Source organism: Microbacterium sp. LWO13-1.2 (genome assembly GCF_038397725.1).
Taxonomy (GTDB): Bacteria; Actinomycetota; Actinomycetes; order Actinomycetales; family Microbacteriaceae; genus Microbacterium.
The window spans coordinates 2,724,132-2,738,427 of the sequence record NZ_CP151634.1 but is presented as its reverse complement, the minus strand read 5'-3'; the positions used below and the strand labels follow the sequence as shown (position 1 = coordinate 2,738,427).

Annotated in this window: 13 protein-coding genes; 2 read left to right on the top strand and 11 right to left on the bottom strand. The window is 66.3% G+C overall.

All coding sequences use genetic code 11. The features are described from left to right. Positions 1 to 73: 73 nt before the first annotated feature. The 5 genes from whiA to MRBLWO13_RS12945 all read right to left on the bottom strand — a co-directional run bounded on the left by whiA (position 74) and on the right by MRBLWO13_RS12945 (position 7,316). Complete coding sequence (gene whiA / locus MRBLWO13_RS12965; protein ID WP_341974410.1) at positions 74 to 1,051, bottom strand: DNA-binding protein WhiA; 978 nt, start codon at positions 1,049 to 1,051, stop codon at positions 74 to 76. Positions 1,052 to 1,119: 68 nt separating this feature from the next. Beyond that, positions 1,120 to 1,992 (bottom strand): RNase adapter RapZ, encoded by an 873-nt coding sequence (gene rapZ / locus MRBLWO13_RS12960; RefSeq protein ID WP_341974409.1) that lies wholly within the window; start codon positions 1,990 to 1,992, stop codon positions 1,120 to 1,122. A 28-nt stretch (positions 1,993 to 2,020) separates the two neighbouring features. Then, positions 2,021 to 3,916, bottom strand: a complete 1,896-nt coding sequence (uvrC, locus tag MRBLWO13_RS12955) for an excinuclease ABC subunit UvrC (protein ID WP_341974408.1) — start codon at positions 3,914 to 3,916, stop codon at positions 2,021 to 2,023. Further along, entirely contained in the window at positions 3,916 to 6,804 is a 2,889-nt protein-coding gene (uvrA, locus tag MRBLWO13_RS12950) for an excinuclease ABC subunit UvrA (RefSeq protein WP_341974407.1), read from the bottom strand. Before uvrA ends, uvrC begins: the two co-directional genes overlap by 1 nt. Before the next feature lie 71 nt (positions 6,805 to 6,875). Next, positions 6,876 to 7,316 (bottom strand): MarR family transcriptional regulator, encoded by a 441-nt coding sequence (locus MRBLWO13_RS12945; protein WP_341974406.1) that lies wholly within the window; start codon positions 7,314 to 7,316, stop codon positions 6,876 to 6,878. Between the two features lie 40 nt (positions 7,317 to 7,356). Here MRBLWO13_RS12945 and MRBLWO13_RS12940 point away from each other — a divergent pair, with 40 nt between their 5' ends. After that, positions 7,357 to 7,605, top strand: coding sequence for a hypothetical protein (locus tag MRBLWO13_RS12940; protein WP_341974405.1), 249 nt, complete (start codon positions 7,357 to 7,359; stop codon positions 7,603 to 7,605). A gap of 3 nt (positions 7,606 to 7,608) precedes the next feature. Here the strand turns inward: MRBLWO13_RS12940 and MRBLWO13_RS12935 are convergent, their stop codons facing one another. Both MRBLWO13_RS12935 and uvrB read right to left on the bottom strand, forming a co-directional pair. Then, positions 7,609 to 7,941: a TfoX/Sxy family protein gene (locus MRBLWO13_RS12935; protein WP_341974404.1), complete on the bottom strand. Its 333-nt coding sequence runs from the start codon at positions 7,939 to 7,941 to the stop codon at positions 7,609 to 7,611. A gap of 18 nt (positions 7,942 to 7,959) precedes the next feature. Further along, positions 7,960 to 10,032: an excinuclease ABC subunit UvrB gene (gene uvrB / locus MRBLWO13_RS12930; RefSeq protein WP_341974403.1), complete on the bottom strand. Its 2,073-nt coding sequence runs from the start codon at positions 10,030 to 10,032 to the stop codon at positions 7,960 to 7,962. Positions 10,033 to 10,098: 66 nt separating this feature from the next. Here uvrB and MRBLWO13_RS12925 point away from each other — a divergent pair, with 66 nt between their 5' ends. Further along, positions 10,099 to 10,707, top strand: coding sequence for a DUF4126 domain-containing protein (locus MRBLWO13_RS12925; RefSeq protein WP_341974402.1), 609 nt, complete (start codon positions 10,099 to 10,101; stop codon positions 10,705 to 10,707). Between the two features lie 49 nt (positions 10,708 to 10,756). On the opposite strand, the gene MRBLWO13_RS12920 is transcribed toward MRBLWO13_RS12925, so the two are convergent. The 4 genes from MRBLWO13_RS12920 to coaE all read right to left on the bottom strand — a co-directional run bounded on the left by MRBLWO13_RS12920 (position 10,757) and on the right by coaE (position 14,201). After that, positions 10,757 to 11,302 (bottom strand): hypothetical protein, encoded by a 546-nt coding sequence (locus tag MRBLWO13_RS12920; protein WP_341974401.1) that lies wholly within the window; start codon positions 11,300 to 11,302, stop codon positions 10,757 to 10,759. A gap of 232 nt (positions 11,303 to 11,534) precedes the next feature. Next, the gene (locus MRBLWO13_RS12915) at positions 11,535 to 12,326 is read right to left on the bottom strand and encodes a GNAT family N-acetyltransferase (protein WP_341974400.1); all 792 of its coding nucleotides are present in this window, start codon (positions 12,324 to 12,326) and stop codon (positions 11,535 to 11,537) included. A gap of 61 nt (positions 12,327 to 12,387) precedes the next feature. Continuing rightward, a complete protein-coding gene (locus MRBLWO13_RS12910; RefSeq protein ID WP_341974399.1) occupies positions 12,388 to 13,605 on the bottom strand; it encodes an MFS transporter in 1,218 nt (405 codons plus the stop codon). Continuing rightward, on the bottom strand, positions 13,602 to 14,201 hold the full coding sequence (gene coaE / locus MRBLWO13_RS12905; protein WP_341974398.1) for a dephospho-CoA kinase: 600 nt from the start codon (positions 14,199 to 14,201) through the stop codon (positions 13,602 to 13,604). Before coaE ends, MRBLWO13_RS12910 begins: the two co-directional genes overlap by 4 nt. Positions 14,202 to 14,296: the final 95 nt, after the last annotated feature.

Genomic DNA, 14,296 nt, shown 5'->3' with positions numbered 1-14,296 from the left:
GCGTGGAGCAGACGTTATTCATCCTAGTGACGAGAACGTCGGGGCGGACCGGATCCTTCCGGCTATGACGGGCTCAGACGTCGAGACCGGCGGGCACTGCGGCCTCGGTGCCGGGGATGCCCTCCTGCTGCGCACGCTTGTCTGCGGTCGCGAGCAGACGACGGATGCGGCCGGCGACGGCGTCCTTCGTCAACGGCGGATCCGCGTGGTGGCCGAGTTCGTCGAGGCTCGCGTCGCGGTGCGCGAGACGAAGCGCGCCGGCGAGACGCAGATGATCGGGCACGTCGTCGCCGAGGATCTCCAGTGCGCGCTCCACGCGTGCGCAGGCGGCGACAGCGGCCTGCGCCGAACGGCGGAGGTTCGCATCGTCGAAGTTCACCAGGCGGTTCACCCCGGCACGCACCTCACGGCGCTGACGGAGCTCCTCCCATGCGACGGCCGTCCGCTGGGCGCCCATCTCGTTGAGGATGGTGCGGATGGCCTCGCCCTCGCGGACGACGACGCGCGGCATCCCGCGGACCTCACGCGCCTTGGCGGCGACACCGAGCCGGTGGGCGGCGCCGACGAGTGCCATGGCGGCCTCCGACGACGGGCAGGCCACCTCGAGCATGGCGGAACGCCCGGGCTCGCTGAGGGTTCCCGCGGCGAGGAACGCGCCGCGCCAGAGGCCGGCGACCTCTTCGCGAGAACCGGTGGTGAGGCGGTTCGGCAGGCCGCGCACGGGGCGTCGGCGCTGGTCGAGGAGGCCGGTCTGCCTGGCGAGGGTCTCGCCTGCGGCGATGACGCGGACGGCCCAGCGTGCGCCCTCGTTGGCGGTGCTCGACTGCACCTGTGCGATCTCCGGACGCACGCCGTAGATCTCGGCGAGATCCCGGGCGACGCGGCGCGCGAGAGTCTCGGCATCCACCTCCGCCTCGACCGCGACACGACCCGCGATCGAATGCAGCCCACCGGCGAACCGGAGAATGGCGGTAACCTCCGCGACACGCACCGTGGGGGGTGCATTACGGATGCTGACCAGCTCAGCCTTGACGTCGGTGGTTAGTGCCACGAGACTCCTCATACGCTCACGCGCCGGATCGCGACGCAAACGACTAGCCTACTCGGCCGAACGCTCTGCTACTCGCGTCCGAGATCCCGATGACGGACGTTGACCGCCACTCCCGGGATCGCTTTGAGCCGGCGCGCCAGCTCTTCAGACATCGCCACGGAGCGGTGTTTGCCGCCTGTGCAGCCGATCGCGATCGTCGAATGGCTCTTGTTCTCGCGCTGGTACCCCTCGAGAACCGGCGCGAGCGCGGCCGCGTAGGCATCGAGGAATTCCTCGGCTCCCTGCCGCGAGAGGACGTACTCCTTCACCTGTTCGTCCTGGCCCGTGAGTCCGCGAAGCTCTTCGTTCCAGAACGGATTCGGCAGGAAACGCATGTCGGCGACGAGGTCGACATCGGTCGGGAGCCCGTACTTGAACCCGAAGCTGAGCAGGGTGACGCGATGCCTCGCCGCGCCCTCCTCGGAGAACATCTGAGAAACCTGCGTGGCCAGCTGATGGATGTTCAGATTCGAGGTGTCGATGATCAGATCGGCGGCCTCGCGGATGGGGGCGAGCTTGGACCGCTCGATCCGGATGCCGTCGAGGAGCGTGCCGTCGCCCTGCAGCGGTTGCGGCCGCCGGACCGACTCGAATCTCCGGACCAGGACGTCGTCAGAAGCGTCGAGGAACAGCACCCTCACGCTGCCTCGGGCACGAAGCGCCCTCGCCACGCCAGGGAAATCGTCGAACAGGTTGCGACCGCGCACATCGACGACGGCCGCGACCTTCGGGAGCGCGCCGCCACCCATGTCAGTGAGGTCGAGCAGCGGACGGAGGATCTGCGGCGGGAGGTTGTCGACGACGTACCAGCCCAGGTCCTCCAGCGCGTTGGCGACCGTCGTCCGGCCTGCGCCCGACATACCTGTGACGATGAGGAACTCGCCCTTGTCCTCGTCTGTCATGTTGCTCCTTCTCCCCGTCCTCTCAAGCCTAGCGAGTGGAGAGATGCGTATGGATGTTCTGGGCGAGCACGGGGCCGATACCCGGCACTTCTTCGATCTCCCCCGGCTGCGCGGCGCGGAGCGCCGTGACCGAACCGAAGTGCTTGAGCAGGGTCTTGATCCGCGACGCACCGAGACCGGGGACCTCGGTGAGCACCGTCGAGATGTCGCGCTTGCGCTTCTTGCGCTGGTGGACGATCGCGAAGCGGTGCGCCTCATCGCGCAGTCGCTGCAGCAGGTACAGCGACTCGCTGGTGCGCGGCAGGATCACCGGGAAATCCTCCCCCGGCAGCCAGATCTCCTCGAGTCGCTTGGCGATGCCGCACACCGCGATCTCGGTATGACCGGCGTCACGAAGGGCTCGTGCGGCCGCCTCGACCTGCGGCTTCCCGCCGTCGACGAGCAGCAACTGAGGCGGGTACGCGAAGCGCGGCTTCCGCTTCGCCTGTGTTCCTGCGTCTGTCTCCTCGTCGAGGACGGCTTCTGAATCGGCCTGCAGGTCCGGCCGGTCGAGATACGCGAGACGGCGGCGGAGGACCTGGTACATCGAGTCGGTGTCGTCGGTCGTCTCAGGGATGTTGAACGAGCGGTACTGGTCTTTTCGTGGAAGCCCGTCTTCGAATACGACCATCGAGGCGACGACGTTGGTGCCGCCGAGATGGGAGATGTCGAAGCACTCGATCCGCAGCGGTGCCTCTTCGAGTTCCAGCGCCTCCTGCAGATCGGTGAGCGCCTGAGTGCGGGCGACGTAGTCGCTGGTGCGGCGCGTCTTGTGCCTGATCAGGGCCTGCTGCGCGTTCAGCGTCGCGTTGCGCATCAGGTCTGCCCGCTGCCCCCGCTGGGCGACGGTGATCTCGATCTTCTTTCCTCGTCGTTCGCGCAGCCACAACTCCAGTTCGACCACGTCGTCGGGAAGTGTCGGCACGAGGATGCGGCGCGGCACGTCCTCGGCTTCGCCGTAGGCGCGTTGCAGCACCTGATCGACGAGCTCACCGGTGGTGATGTCGATCTCCTTCTCGATCGTCATCGCCCGCACGCCGCGCACGCGCCCGCCGCGGATCACGAACTGCTGCACCGCCGCGGCCAACTCGTCCTCGGCGATGCCGAAGAGATCCGCGTCTTCGTCGGCGGCGAGCACCAGTGCACTCTTGCCGAGCACCGCCTCGATCGCCGAGAGCTTGTCTCGGAACTTCGCGGCCGCTTCGTAATCCATCGCCGCGGATGCCGCCAGCATCCGCTTCGTGAGCTCCTTGGTGAAGCGCTCATCGCCACCGGCCATGAAGGCGACGAAATCGTCGACCATCGCACGGTGCTCTTCGACCGTCACCGTCATCGAGCAGGGGCCGCCGCATTTGCCGATCTGGCCGGGAAAGCAGGGCCGTCCGGTCTGCATGGCGCGCTTGTAGCTGGCGTCGCTGCAGGTGCGGATCGGGAAGGCCTTGACCATCAGGTCGATGGTGTCGTGCACCGCCCACACCTTCGGGTAGGGCCCGAAGTACTTCGCCCCAGGAATGCGATGGTTGCGGGTCACGATCACCCGGGGCGCCTCGTCGCCGAGCGTCACCGCCATGAACGGATAGGACTTGTCGTCCTTGTAGCGCACGTTGAACGGCGGATCGAACTCCTTGATCCACATGTACTCCAGCTGCAGCGAGTCGACGTCGGTGGGCACCACCGTCCATTCGACGGATGCTGCCGTCGTGACCATCCGGCGGGTGCGTTCGTGCAGCGTGCGCAGCGGAGCGAAGTAGTTCGACAACCGCTGGCGGAGGTTCTTCGCCTTGCCGACGTAGAGAACTCGGCCCTCGGCGTCGCGGAAGCGATACACGCCGGGGTCGGTGGGAATCTCCCCCGCCCGCGGCTTGTAGGGCAGGACATCGGCCATCAGCTGGCCTTCCGCGCCGAGCGCCCTTCCCCGAGGATTTCCGCGAGGAACTGCCCGGTGTGGCTCTGCTCGGCGCGAGCGATCTGTTCCGGAGTGCCGGTCGCGATGATCTCGCCACCACCAGAGCCGCCCTCAGGCCCGAGATCGATCACCCAATCCGCGGACTTGATCACGTCGAGGTTGTGTTCGATGACGATGACCGTGTTGCCCTTGTCCACCAGGCCGTTGAGCACCTCGAGGAGTTTGCGGACGTCTTCGAAGTGCAGACCGGTCGTCGGCTCATCGAGCACGTAGATGCTGCGGCCGTTGCTGCGGCGCTGGAGCTCGGTCGCCAGCTTCACGCGCTGAGCCTCGCCGCCGGAGAGGGTCGTCGCCGACTGACCGAGGCGCACGTAACCGAGTCCGACGTCGACGAGCGTCTTCATGTACCGGTGGATCGCCTGGATCGGCTCGAAGAAGTCCGCTGCCTCTTCGATCGGCATCTCGAGAACCTCGGCGATGTTCTTGCCCTTGTAGTGCACGGCGAGGGTGTCGCGGTTGTAGCGCTTGCCGTGGCAGACCTCGCAGTCGACATAGACGTCAGGCAGGAAGTTCATCTCGATCTTGATCGTGCCGTCGCCGGAGCACGCCTCGCAGCGTCCGCCCTTGACGTTGAAGCTGAAGCGCCCCGGCTGGTAGCCGCGGACCTTGGCTTCGGGGGTCTCGCTGAAGAGGGTGCGGATGCGATCGAACACACCCGTATAGGTCGCCGGATTCGATCGGGGGGTGCGTCCGATCGGTGCCTGGTCGACGTGAACGACCTTGTCGAGGTTGTCGAGCCCGGTCACCCTCGTGTGCTTGCCCGGCACCGTGCGCGCTCCGTTCAGGCGCGACGCGAGCACCTGGTACAGGATGTCGTTCACGAGCGAAGACTTGCCGGAACCACTCACGCCGGTGACAGCGGTGAGCACGCCGAGCGGGAAGTCCGCCGTGACGTTCTTCAGGTTGTTCGCCTTGGCACCGACGACGCTCAGCAGCCGCTTCTTGTCGATCTTGCGCCGCTTCTTCGGCATCGGGATCTCACGGCGACCGGAGAGGTAGTCCCCCGTCATCGAGTTCTTGTCGCTCAGCAGCGCCGAGTAAGGACCGGAATGGACCACTTCACCGCCGTTGACACCGGCTCCTGGACCGATGTCGACGACCCAGTCGGCCGCCTCGATGGTCTCTTCGTCATGCTCGACGACGATGAGAGTGTTGCCGAGATCGCGGAGCTTGATCAGCGTGTCGATGAGGCGGCGGTTGTCGCGCTGGTGCAGGCCGATCGAGGGTTCGTCGAGGACGTAGAGCACGCCCGTGAGGCCGGAGCCGATCTGCGTCGCCAGGCGGATGCGCTGCGCCTCACCGCCGGAGAGCGAGCCGGCGGAGCGACTGAGGTTGAGGTATGACAGTCCGACCTGCAGCAGGAAGTCGAGCCGCAGCCGGATCTCGCGAAGCACCTGGGCCGCGATCTTCGCCTCGCGGTCGGTGAGCACGAGCTTCTCCATGAAGCCGCGCGCGTCTGCGAGGCTCAGGTGCGAGACCTCGGCGATGGAGTGTCCGTGCACCTGGACGGCGAGCACCTCGGGCTTGAGGCGGTTGCCCTGACAGACCGGGCAGGGCACCTCTCGGAGGTACTCCCCCCAGCGGTTGCGCTGGTTGTCGGATTCCGCCTGCAGGTACTGTCGTTCGATATAGGGGACGACGCCCTCGAAGCCCGATGCGTAGCGCATCTCCCGCCCGTAGCGGTTCTTCCACTTGACGGTGACCTTGTAGTTCTCGCCGCGCAGGATCGCGTCTTGCACGTCGGAGTGCAGCTTGCGCCAGGGGGTGTCCAACGAAAAATCGAGGTCACGGGAGAGACCCTCGAGCAGCCGCTCGTAGTACTGGAAGAGGCCCTTGCCCTGGGTCGTCCAGGGAATGATGACGCCTTCGCGGATGGAGAGGTCCTCGTCGCCGAGCATGAGGTCGACGTCGACCGACATCCGGGTGCCGAGACCGGAGCAGGACGGGCACGCACCGAACGGCGCGTTGAATGAGAAGGTGCGGGGCTCGATCTCGGTGAGGGTGAGCGCGTGACCGTTGGGGCACGCCAGCTTCTCGGAGAAAGTCTGCCAGGCGTCGTCCCCCTCGCCATCGACGAAGTTGACCTGCACGACGCCACCGGCGAGTCCGAGTGCGGTCTCGACCGAGTCGGTGACGCGGCCGAGGATGTCATCGGATGCCACGAGCCGGTCGACGACCACGGCGATGTCGTGCTTGTAGCTCTTCTTCAGTGTCGGCGGTTCGGCGAGCTGGATGAGTTCGCCGTCGACGATCGCACGCGAGTAGCCCTTCGCGCCGAGCTCGCGGAACAGGTCAACGAACTCGCCCTTCTTCTGCGAGACGACCGGGGCGACGATCTGGTACCGGGTGCGCTCGGGAAGTTCCATGAGCTGATCCGCGATCTGCTGCACGGTCTGACGCTGGATCTTCTCACCGCACTCCGGGCAGTGCGGAATGCCGATACGCGCCCAGAGCAGTCGCATGTAGTCATAGATCTCGGTGATCGTGCCGACCGTCGAGCGCGGGTTGCGGTTGGTGGATTTCTGGTCGATCGACACGGCGGGGCTCAGGCCCTCGATGAAATCGACGTCTGGCCGATCGACCTGGCCGAGGAACTGGCGCGCATACGCGCTCAGCGATTCGACGTACCGGCGCTGCCCTTCGGCGAAGATCGTGTCGAATGCGAGGCTGGACTTGCCGGAGCCGGACAGCCCGGTGAACACGACCAGCGAGTCGCGAGGGATGTCGATGTCGACGTTCTTGAGGTTGTGGACGCGGGCACCGCGAACACTGAGTTTTCCTGGGGTGACAACGGGGACAATAGGCACCGATCAAGTCTACGAGGGGCCACCGACATTGGCTCCGGCGGACAATCGAGTTCGCGACCAGCGCATCGCGATCACACTCCTTCGGTGCGCCCCGCGAACCGTGCGACGCCGTCACGCAACGTCGCGACTTCATCGACATCCATCCCCACCGCCGACATCACCTGCTGCGGCACATCGAGGGCACGCTCCCGCAGTGCCCGCCCGGAATCGGTGAGCGTGATGTCGAGACGGCGTTCGTCGCCGGCGCTGCGCTGCCGGGTGACGAGTCCTTCCTTCTCGAGTCGTTTCACGAGCGGCGATGCGGTGGCGGGCTCCAGCGCGAGGTCGGCTGCGAGATCGTTCAACGCGCGAGGAGAGCGTTCCCACAGCGCCAGCATCACGAGATATTGCGGATGCGTGAGACCGAGGGGCTCGAGGATCGGCCGATAGATCGCGACGACGTTGCGCGCCGCCGTCACAAGCGCGAAGCAGAGCTGGTTCTCCAGCCGGAGCAGATCGTCAGAGGCCGTCACGAGAGATGATCTTACATCCGCCCTAATAGTTAGTACACTAATGAACATGACCAAGGACTCCGACCGCGAACCTCTCCGCACGCGCATCCGCGAGGCCGGTGGGTTCTACGCATGGTTCAATTCGAATCTGGTGCGCCTGGCCGGGCCTGCGTCCGTCGGCCCCTACGAGAAGACACCGCCGCCGACCGCAGCTGAGCGCGCAGAAAGGGCGTGTCCCCTCTGCGGCGCCCCGATGACGGAGCACGAGATCGACCGTTCCGGACCGAAACCACTGATGCACTGCCCGTAGGGATCAGCTCAGCGTCGCGCTGTCCTCCCGCGCCGCGTCGAGCCAGGACATCAGCGCATCGTCGTCTTCGATCGCGCTCGGCGCGACATCCAGCCAGTTCGGGCTCATGGTTCGCGCCCCCATGACCGCCGGGGTGGCACCGGGCTGAGTCAGCAATGCTGCGCCGTGCTCGGTGGTGACACGAACGAGTAGGACACCGCCCTTGCGTGCCCCGACGAGGATCCGCCCCTCGACCAGGAAGGCGCGGCTGCCGAACATGCGGCGCTCCTCCAGCGCGACGTCGGCGCTCAGCAGAGCGCGGATGCGATCGGCGAGCTCGTTCCCCGCGTCATCCATGTGGGTCTCCGCTCGCGATCAGGCGTGTCCCGCGCGTTCCATCGCGCGCAGTTCCTTCTTCATGTCCTGCACCTCGTCGCGGAGACGGGCTGCGAGTTCGAACTTGAGTTCCCCGGCAGCTGCGAGCATCTGGTCGGACAGGTCCTGGATGGTGGCTTCCAACTGCTGAGCGCCCTCGGCTGCGATGCCGGTGCGCCGCAGGTTCGGCGTCGGCGATTTGCCCTTGCCGGTTGCACGCCCGCGCTTGGACATCATCTCTGCGGTGTCGGCGCCCTCTCTGGCGAGCACCTCGGTGATGTCGGCGATCCGCTTCCGCAGCGGCTGCGGGTCGATGCCCCTCTCCAGGTTGTACGCCACCTGCTTCTCGCGGCGGCGATCGGTCTCGTCGATCGCCTTCGCCATGGAATCGGTCATCTTGTCGGCATACATGTGCACCTCGCCCGACACATTTCGTGCGGCGCGGCCGATGGTCTGGATCAGCGACGTTCCCGAACGGAGGAAGCCCTCCTTGTCGGCATCGAGAATCGCGACCAGCGAGACCTCGGGAAGGTCGAGGCCCTCACGGAGCAGGTTGATGCCGACGAGCACGTCGTAGACCCCGGCACGCAGCTCGCTGAGAAGCTCGACGCGACGCAGCGTGTCGACATCGGAGTGCAGGTAGCGCACGCGCACACCATGTTCGCCGAGGAAGTCCGTCAGCTCTTCGGCCATCTTCTTCGTCAGCGTCGTGACGAGGATGCGCTCGTCACGCTCGACGCGCAGACGGATCTCCTCGAGCAGGTCATCGATCTGCCCCTTGGACGGCTTGACGATGATCTGCGGATCGACGAGACCGGTCGGGCGGATGATCTGCTCGACGATGCCGTCGGCGATGCCCATCTCGTATTTGCCCGGGGTTGCGGAGAGGTAGACGGTCTGCCCGATCCTGTTCTTGAACTCGTCCCAGCGCAGAGGCCTGTTGTCCATCGCACTCGGCAGCCGGAAACCGTGCTCCACCAGCGTGCGCTTACGCGAGGCGTCGCCTTCGTACATCGCCCCGATCTGCGGCACGGTCACGTGCGACTCGTCGATCACCAGCAGGAAATCGTCGGGGAAGAAGTCCAGCAGCGTGTGCGGCGGCTCACCGGGTGAGCGGTTGTCCATGTGTCGCGAGTAGTTCTCGATTCCGGAGCAGAAGCCCAGTTGCTGCAGCATCTCCAGATCGAAGGTCGTGCGCATCCGCAGACGCTGCGCCTCGAGCAGCTTGCCCTGCCGCTCGAACTCGGCGAGGCGATCGGCCAATTCCGCCTCGATCGTGCCGATGGACCGCTGGATCACATCGGCACTGGCGACATAGTGCGACGCGGGGAAGATCGGCACCGCATCGAGCTTCTCGATGACCTCGCCGGTCAGCGGATGCAGGGAGTACAACGCCTCGATCTCATCGCCGAACAACTCGATGCGGATCGCGCTCTCCTCGTAGACGGGGATGATCTCGATCGTGTCGCCGCGCACCCGGAAGTTGCCGCGGGAGAAGTCGACGTCATTGCGGTTGTACTGCATCGAGATGAACTGCCTGATCAGCGCGTCACGGTCGTATCGCTCCCCCACCTGGAGCGCGACCATCGCGCGGAGGTACTCCTCCGGCGCGCCGAGGCCGTAGATGCAGGAGACCGTCGAGACCACGACGACATCGCGACGCGACAGCAGCGAGTTGGTCGTGGAGTGCCGCAGTCGCTCGACCTCGGCGTTGACGGAGGAGTCCTTCTCGATGAAGGTGTCGGTCTGCGGTACGTAGGCCTCGGGCTGGTAGTAGTCGTAATAGGACACGAAGTACTCGACCGCGTTGTTCGGCATGAGCTCACGAAACTCGTTGGCCAGCTGAGCCGCGAGCGTCTTGTTGTGCGAGAGCACCAGCGTCGGACGCTGCACCTGTTCGATGAGCCACGCTGTGGTCGCGGACTTTCCCGTGCCGGTGGCACCCAGGAGGACGACGTCGGTCTCACCGGCATTGATCCGTGCGGCGAGGTCGGCGATCGCCGCGGGCTGGTCGCCCGCCGGCGCGTACTCGCTGATGACCTCGAAAGGACGGACACTGCGCGTGGGTTGCATGATCCCAGCTTACGAGTGGGCTCCGACACTGGGCTCTGAGATTGACGACCCGCTTAGAGTGGTGGCGTGATCGAGTTCATCATCGGCTCCAGCCTGGCCGCATCCGCTGGTCTCAACGCGTGGATGCCCCTGTTCCTGCTCGGCCTTGCCGACCGCCTGCTGCCGGCGATGGCGTTGCCTGCCGGCTGGTCGTGGCTGTCCAGCGACGTCGCCCTCTGGATCCTCGGAGCCCTCCTGCTGCTGGAGATCGTCGCCGACAAGATCCCGGCGCTCGACTCCGTGAACGACATCGTGCAGAGCATCATCCGCCCGGCCGCCGGAGGTATCGCCTTCGGGGCGGGATCCGGAGCGCAGACGGTCGCCGTCGCCGATCCTGCGTCGTTCTTCACCGACAACACCTGGGTGCCTGTCGTCGTCGGCATTGCGATCGCCCTCGTCGTTCACGTAGTCAAGGCGACAGCGCGCGTCGCGGCGAACGCCACGACCGGCGGGCTGGCGGCTCCGGTGCTCAGCACCGCCGAAGACGGCGCATCGTTCCTCCTCGCGGCGCTGGCGATCATCGTCCCGATCGCCGCCGGTGTCGCCTTGATCGCTCTGATCATCGGCGTCGTCGTGCTTCTTCGCCGCAGGCGTGCCCGCCGTGCCGCCGATCGTGGCGAGCAGGCCGTCGGCTAGGAACGCGAAAGCGAGCCGCCCCGGAAGGAACGACTCGCTCGGCGTCTGCTCAGGCCGGGCCGACGAGCGCGCCGGTGCCGGACGCAGGCTGGATCATGAGCGGCGCCACCGTGAAGTCGGCGTTATAGGCGAGCGCCGACACAGTGATGCTGTTCGTCGCCGCGACCTGTCCGTTGAAGTACAGCGACGGCCCCTGGACGAATCCTTCACAGGTGGAATCCGTGGCTACGTGGCGGATGGTGACGCTCGTCGCGGTCGCGCCGGCGACGACGGTCCAGCCCAAGCCCTGAACGATGAGGTTCGAGATGTCGAAAGGCGCGGCGTTCGTAGACGTCAAGGTGATCTCGTGCACCAGCGCGGTGACGATGTCAGCCGACGTCATGCCCGGGTAGCAGTCGAACTGCAATGCCCCGATGTTCACGTTGATGCTGGAGATGTCGACCGACGATGCGTAAAGCGGACCGAGGTTCGTTCCGACCTCCGGCAGGCTTGCGGCTGCCAGGGGCATGGACGCCGCAACGGCGATGACGGGTATCGACCACGCAGCGCCCTTGACGACCGTGCGACGCGACAGCTGGGACTTGTTATCTACCACTTTGGACTCCTCGTTTGCGTGCGGACGTGGGTCAGCGCACAGCAAGACACCCGCGATGGACAGCCACATTCGCCGAAGACCACGGGCGCATCATTGCGCGCACCGAGAACGGTTGCTGACACCGCAGACGCGGAATCCCCAGAATTACATTCTCCCCGCCGCCAGATTATCAATCACGAAGGGGTCGGGTCAAATTGTGAATGATACGTACAAACCCACCGACTGCCGTTGTTCAGCGTGCCGGCTTCGTCCACACGTACGGAGTCGTCGTCGAGACCTTGACCAGCCCGGAGCGCTCCAGGATCGGTCTTGAGAACTCCGTGCAATCCGACTGCAGGTACCTCTTGCCGCGGGCGAGAGCGGATCGCGCCCGCTGCGCGGTGAGTGCGCGATAGATGCCTCGACCGCGCCACTCGGGCAACGTGGCGCCGCCCCAGAGGCCCGCGAACTCGGTTCCTTCGACGGGCTCGAGACGCCCGGCGCTCACCACTCGTCCGCTGTCGAGGGCGATCCAGAGTTCCACCGTGTCGTCCTCGTGCACGCGACGCAGCGTCGTCTCCGCTCTCGTCCGCCAATCCGGATCCTCGAACACCGTTCCCTGCATCTCCTCCATCGCCCAGACATCGGCGTCGCTGCGCGTCCGGCGGATCTCGACGCCTTCCGGCACTGCCACGTCATGTGCGAGCAGCACGGCCTCGCCGATCATGATCGACTCGGGATCCTCAGCGATGAATCCACGCGATAAGAGCGCCTCATGCAGTCCTGGAGCGTGATCGTGCCCGCGCGTCTTCCACTCGACCGATGTCGTGCCGGGCAGAGCGCGGAAGTGCTCGATGGCCGCGTCGACGAGTTCCCCGATCCTCTGCGCATCTGCTCCCCCGAGATCGGCATAGCTGATGAAGCCGCGTCCACCGGGAAAGACTGACAGACGCAGCGGCCCGTGCATCACGGTATCGAGGGCATGTACGGACTCAGAATCCGTGCGGAGCTGATCGTCGTACGCGGCGAGATAGCGCTTGTGCATCAGGCAACCTTTGCAGAATGGGCCCTTGGACGCACATCGGGCTCGAACCTCTGTGCGTGCGTCAGACGTGCCCGGACGGGACGGCGCGCAATCCGACCACGGCGAAGAAGGCAGCGACCGCGCACATCCCCACGACCAGAAGCACGAACCAGGTCCATCCTTCGTGACCGAACACGAGACCGAGCCCCCATCCGAAGAGGCTCGACCCGGCGTAGTAGCCGAAGTAGTACAGAGACGACGCCTGGGCGCGGCTCTCCGCGGCCACGGCCGCGGGTGCCCAGCCGGATGCAACGGCATGAGCGCCGAAGAAACCGGCAGTGAAGAGCACCAGACCGACGAGCACGACGGCAGCGACCGGCACCAGCATCAGAACCGCACCGCAGGATGTCAACGCGATCGATCCGAGCAGCACCGGATATCGCCCGTGCCGCGACGCGAGCGACCCCGCCAACGGCGAGGAGGCGGTTCCGGCGAGATAGGCCAGGAACAGCGATGTGATGAGCCATGCCGGCAGCAGGAATGGCGCTGCCGAGAGATGGAAGCCGAGGTAGTTGTAGACCGCGACGAACGCGCCCATCAGCAGGAATCCCTGTGCGTACAGCGCAAGCTGTGTTGCGGATCTCAGCGGCACCAGGAGGGTCGTGAGGATGCTGGGACCGTCGTCGTGCATCCGACGGGGCACGAAGCCACGCGCCCGCGGCGTGAGCCAGAGGAACAGCGCAGCCGCCACAGCGCAGAGCGCCGCCACAGCCCAGATACCTGCCCGCCATCCCGCCGCTTCGCCCACCACTCCGGAGAGGATGCGACCGACGAGTCCGCCGACGGTGGTACCCGCGATGTAGCTTCCCGCTGCCGCCGCCGCATGACGCGCGCCGACTTCCTCACTCAGGTACGCCAACGCGACCGCCGGAACAGCACCGAGCGCAATCCCTTCGGCGAAGCGCAGCACGAGCAGAGCCCCGATCTCCGCGCTCAGCGGAGCACACAGACCGAGCGCCGTCGCCGCCAGTACGCCGATGCCCATCGCGCGGATCCGGCCGATGCGATCCGCGACCATTGACCACGGGATCACGGCGGCGGCCAGTCCGAGTGTCGCCGCCGAGACGCTCAGCGCGGCAGCGGCCGGGGTGATGCCGAGATCATCGGCGATCGCCGGCAGCACCGCCTGCGGCGAGTACAACTGCGCGAACGTCGCGATACCGGCGAAGAAGAGGCCCGTGATGAGGCGCCGGAAGGAGGGCGATCCCGGCGCGTGCCCGGAGAAGGATTCCGCGCTCACTGGGCGCGGACCCGCTCCCAGAGGGCATCGGTCTGGGTCCGCGTCTCCTCGATCGTGCCGGCGGTGTCGATCACGACATCGGCGATCGCAAGACGCCGATCGTCGGACACCTGTGCGTCGATCCGCTCCTGGGCCGATCGCTCATCCATGCCGCGCAGTTCGACGAGCCGGCGCAGCCGCTCTGCGACCGGGGCGTGCGCGACGACGATGAGGTCCCAGGGATCGTCGACGCGCGCCTCGACGAGCAGCGGCACGTCGTACACGACGACTGCCGACGAGTCGGCGGCCTGCGCTTCCTCAAACCGGCGCTGCGATTCGGCGCGGACCGCCGGGTGCACGATCCCGTTCAATCGGGCGAGGAGCTCTGGGTCACCGAAGACCTTCGCGCCGAGGGACGCGCGATCGAGCGCGCCCTCCGCGGTGATGACGCCGTCACCGAAGGCCTCCGCGATCTGCTGGAGCACGGGAGATCCAGGGGCCTGGACGTCTCGGACGATCTGGTCGGCGTCCACGATGATCGCTCCATGGTCTGCCAGACGCCTCGCGATGGTCGACTTTCCGGACGCGATGCCGCCGGTGAGTGCGATGAGAGGCATGCTTCCATCCTGGCACGCGAGTCGCCGGCATCCGCTCTGGCCGTCCCGTCTTCCGGATCGGTCATCGAAAGCCTCGGGTCCTGGAGACGCGAAAC

Coding starts and splice junctions, on each gene's coding strand:
- MRBLWO13_RS12935 (WP_341974404.1), bottom strand. CDS start 7,941: ATGGATGACGCGGGGAACGAGCTCGCCGATCGCATCCGCGCTCTGCTG.
- MRBLWO13_RS12915 (WP_341974400.1), bottom strand. CDS start 12,326: ATGCACAAGCGCTATCTCGCCGCGTACGACGATCAGCTCCGCACGGAT.
- rapZ (WP_341974409.1), bottom strand. CDS start 1,992: ATGACAGACGAGGACAAGGGCGAGTTCCTCATCGTCACAGGTATGTCG.
- coaE (WP_341974398.1), bottom strand. CDS start 14,201: ATGCCTCTCATCGCACTCACCGGCGGCATCGCGTCCGGAAAGTCGACC.
- MRBLWO13_RS12940 (WP_341974405.1), top strand. CDS start 7,357: ATGAACATGACCAAGGACTCCGACCGCGAACCTCTCCGCACGCGCATC.
- uvrC (WP_341974408.1), bottom strand. CDS start 3,916: ATGGCCGATGTCCTGCCCTACAAGCCGCGGGCGGGGGAGATTCCCACC.
- uvrB (WP_341974403.1), bottom strand. CDS start 10,032: ATGCAACCCACGCGCAGTGTCCGTCCTTTCGAGGTCATCAGCGAGTAC.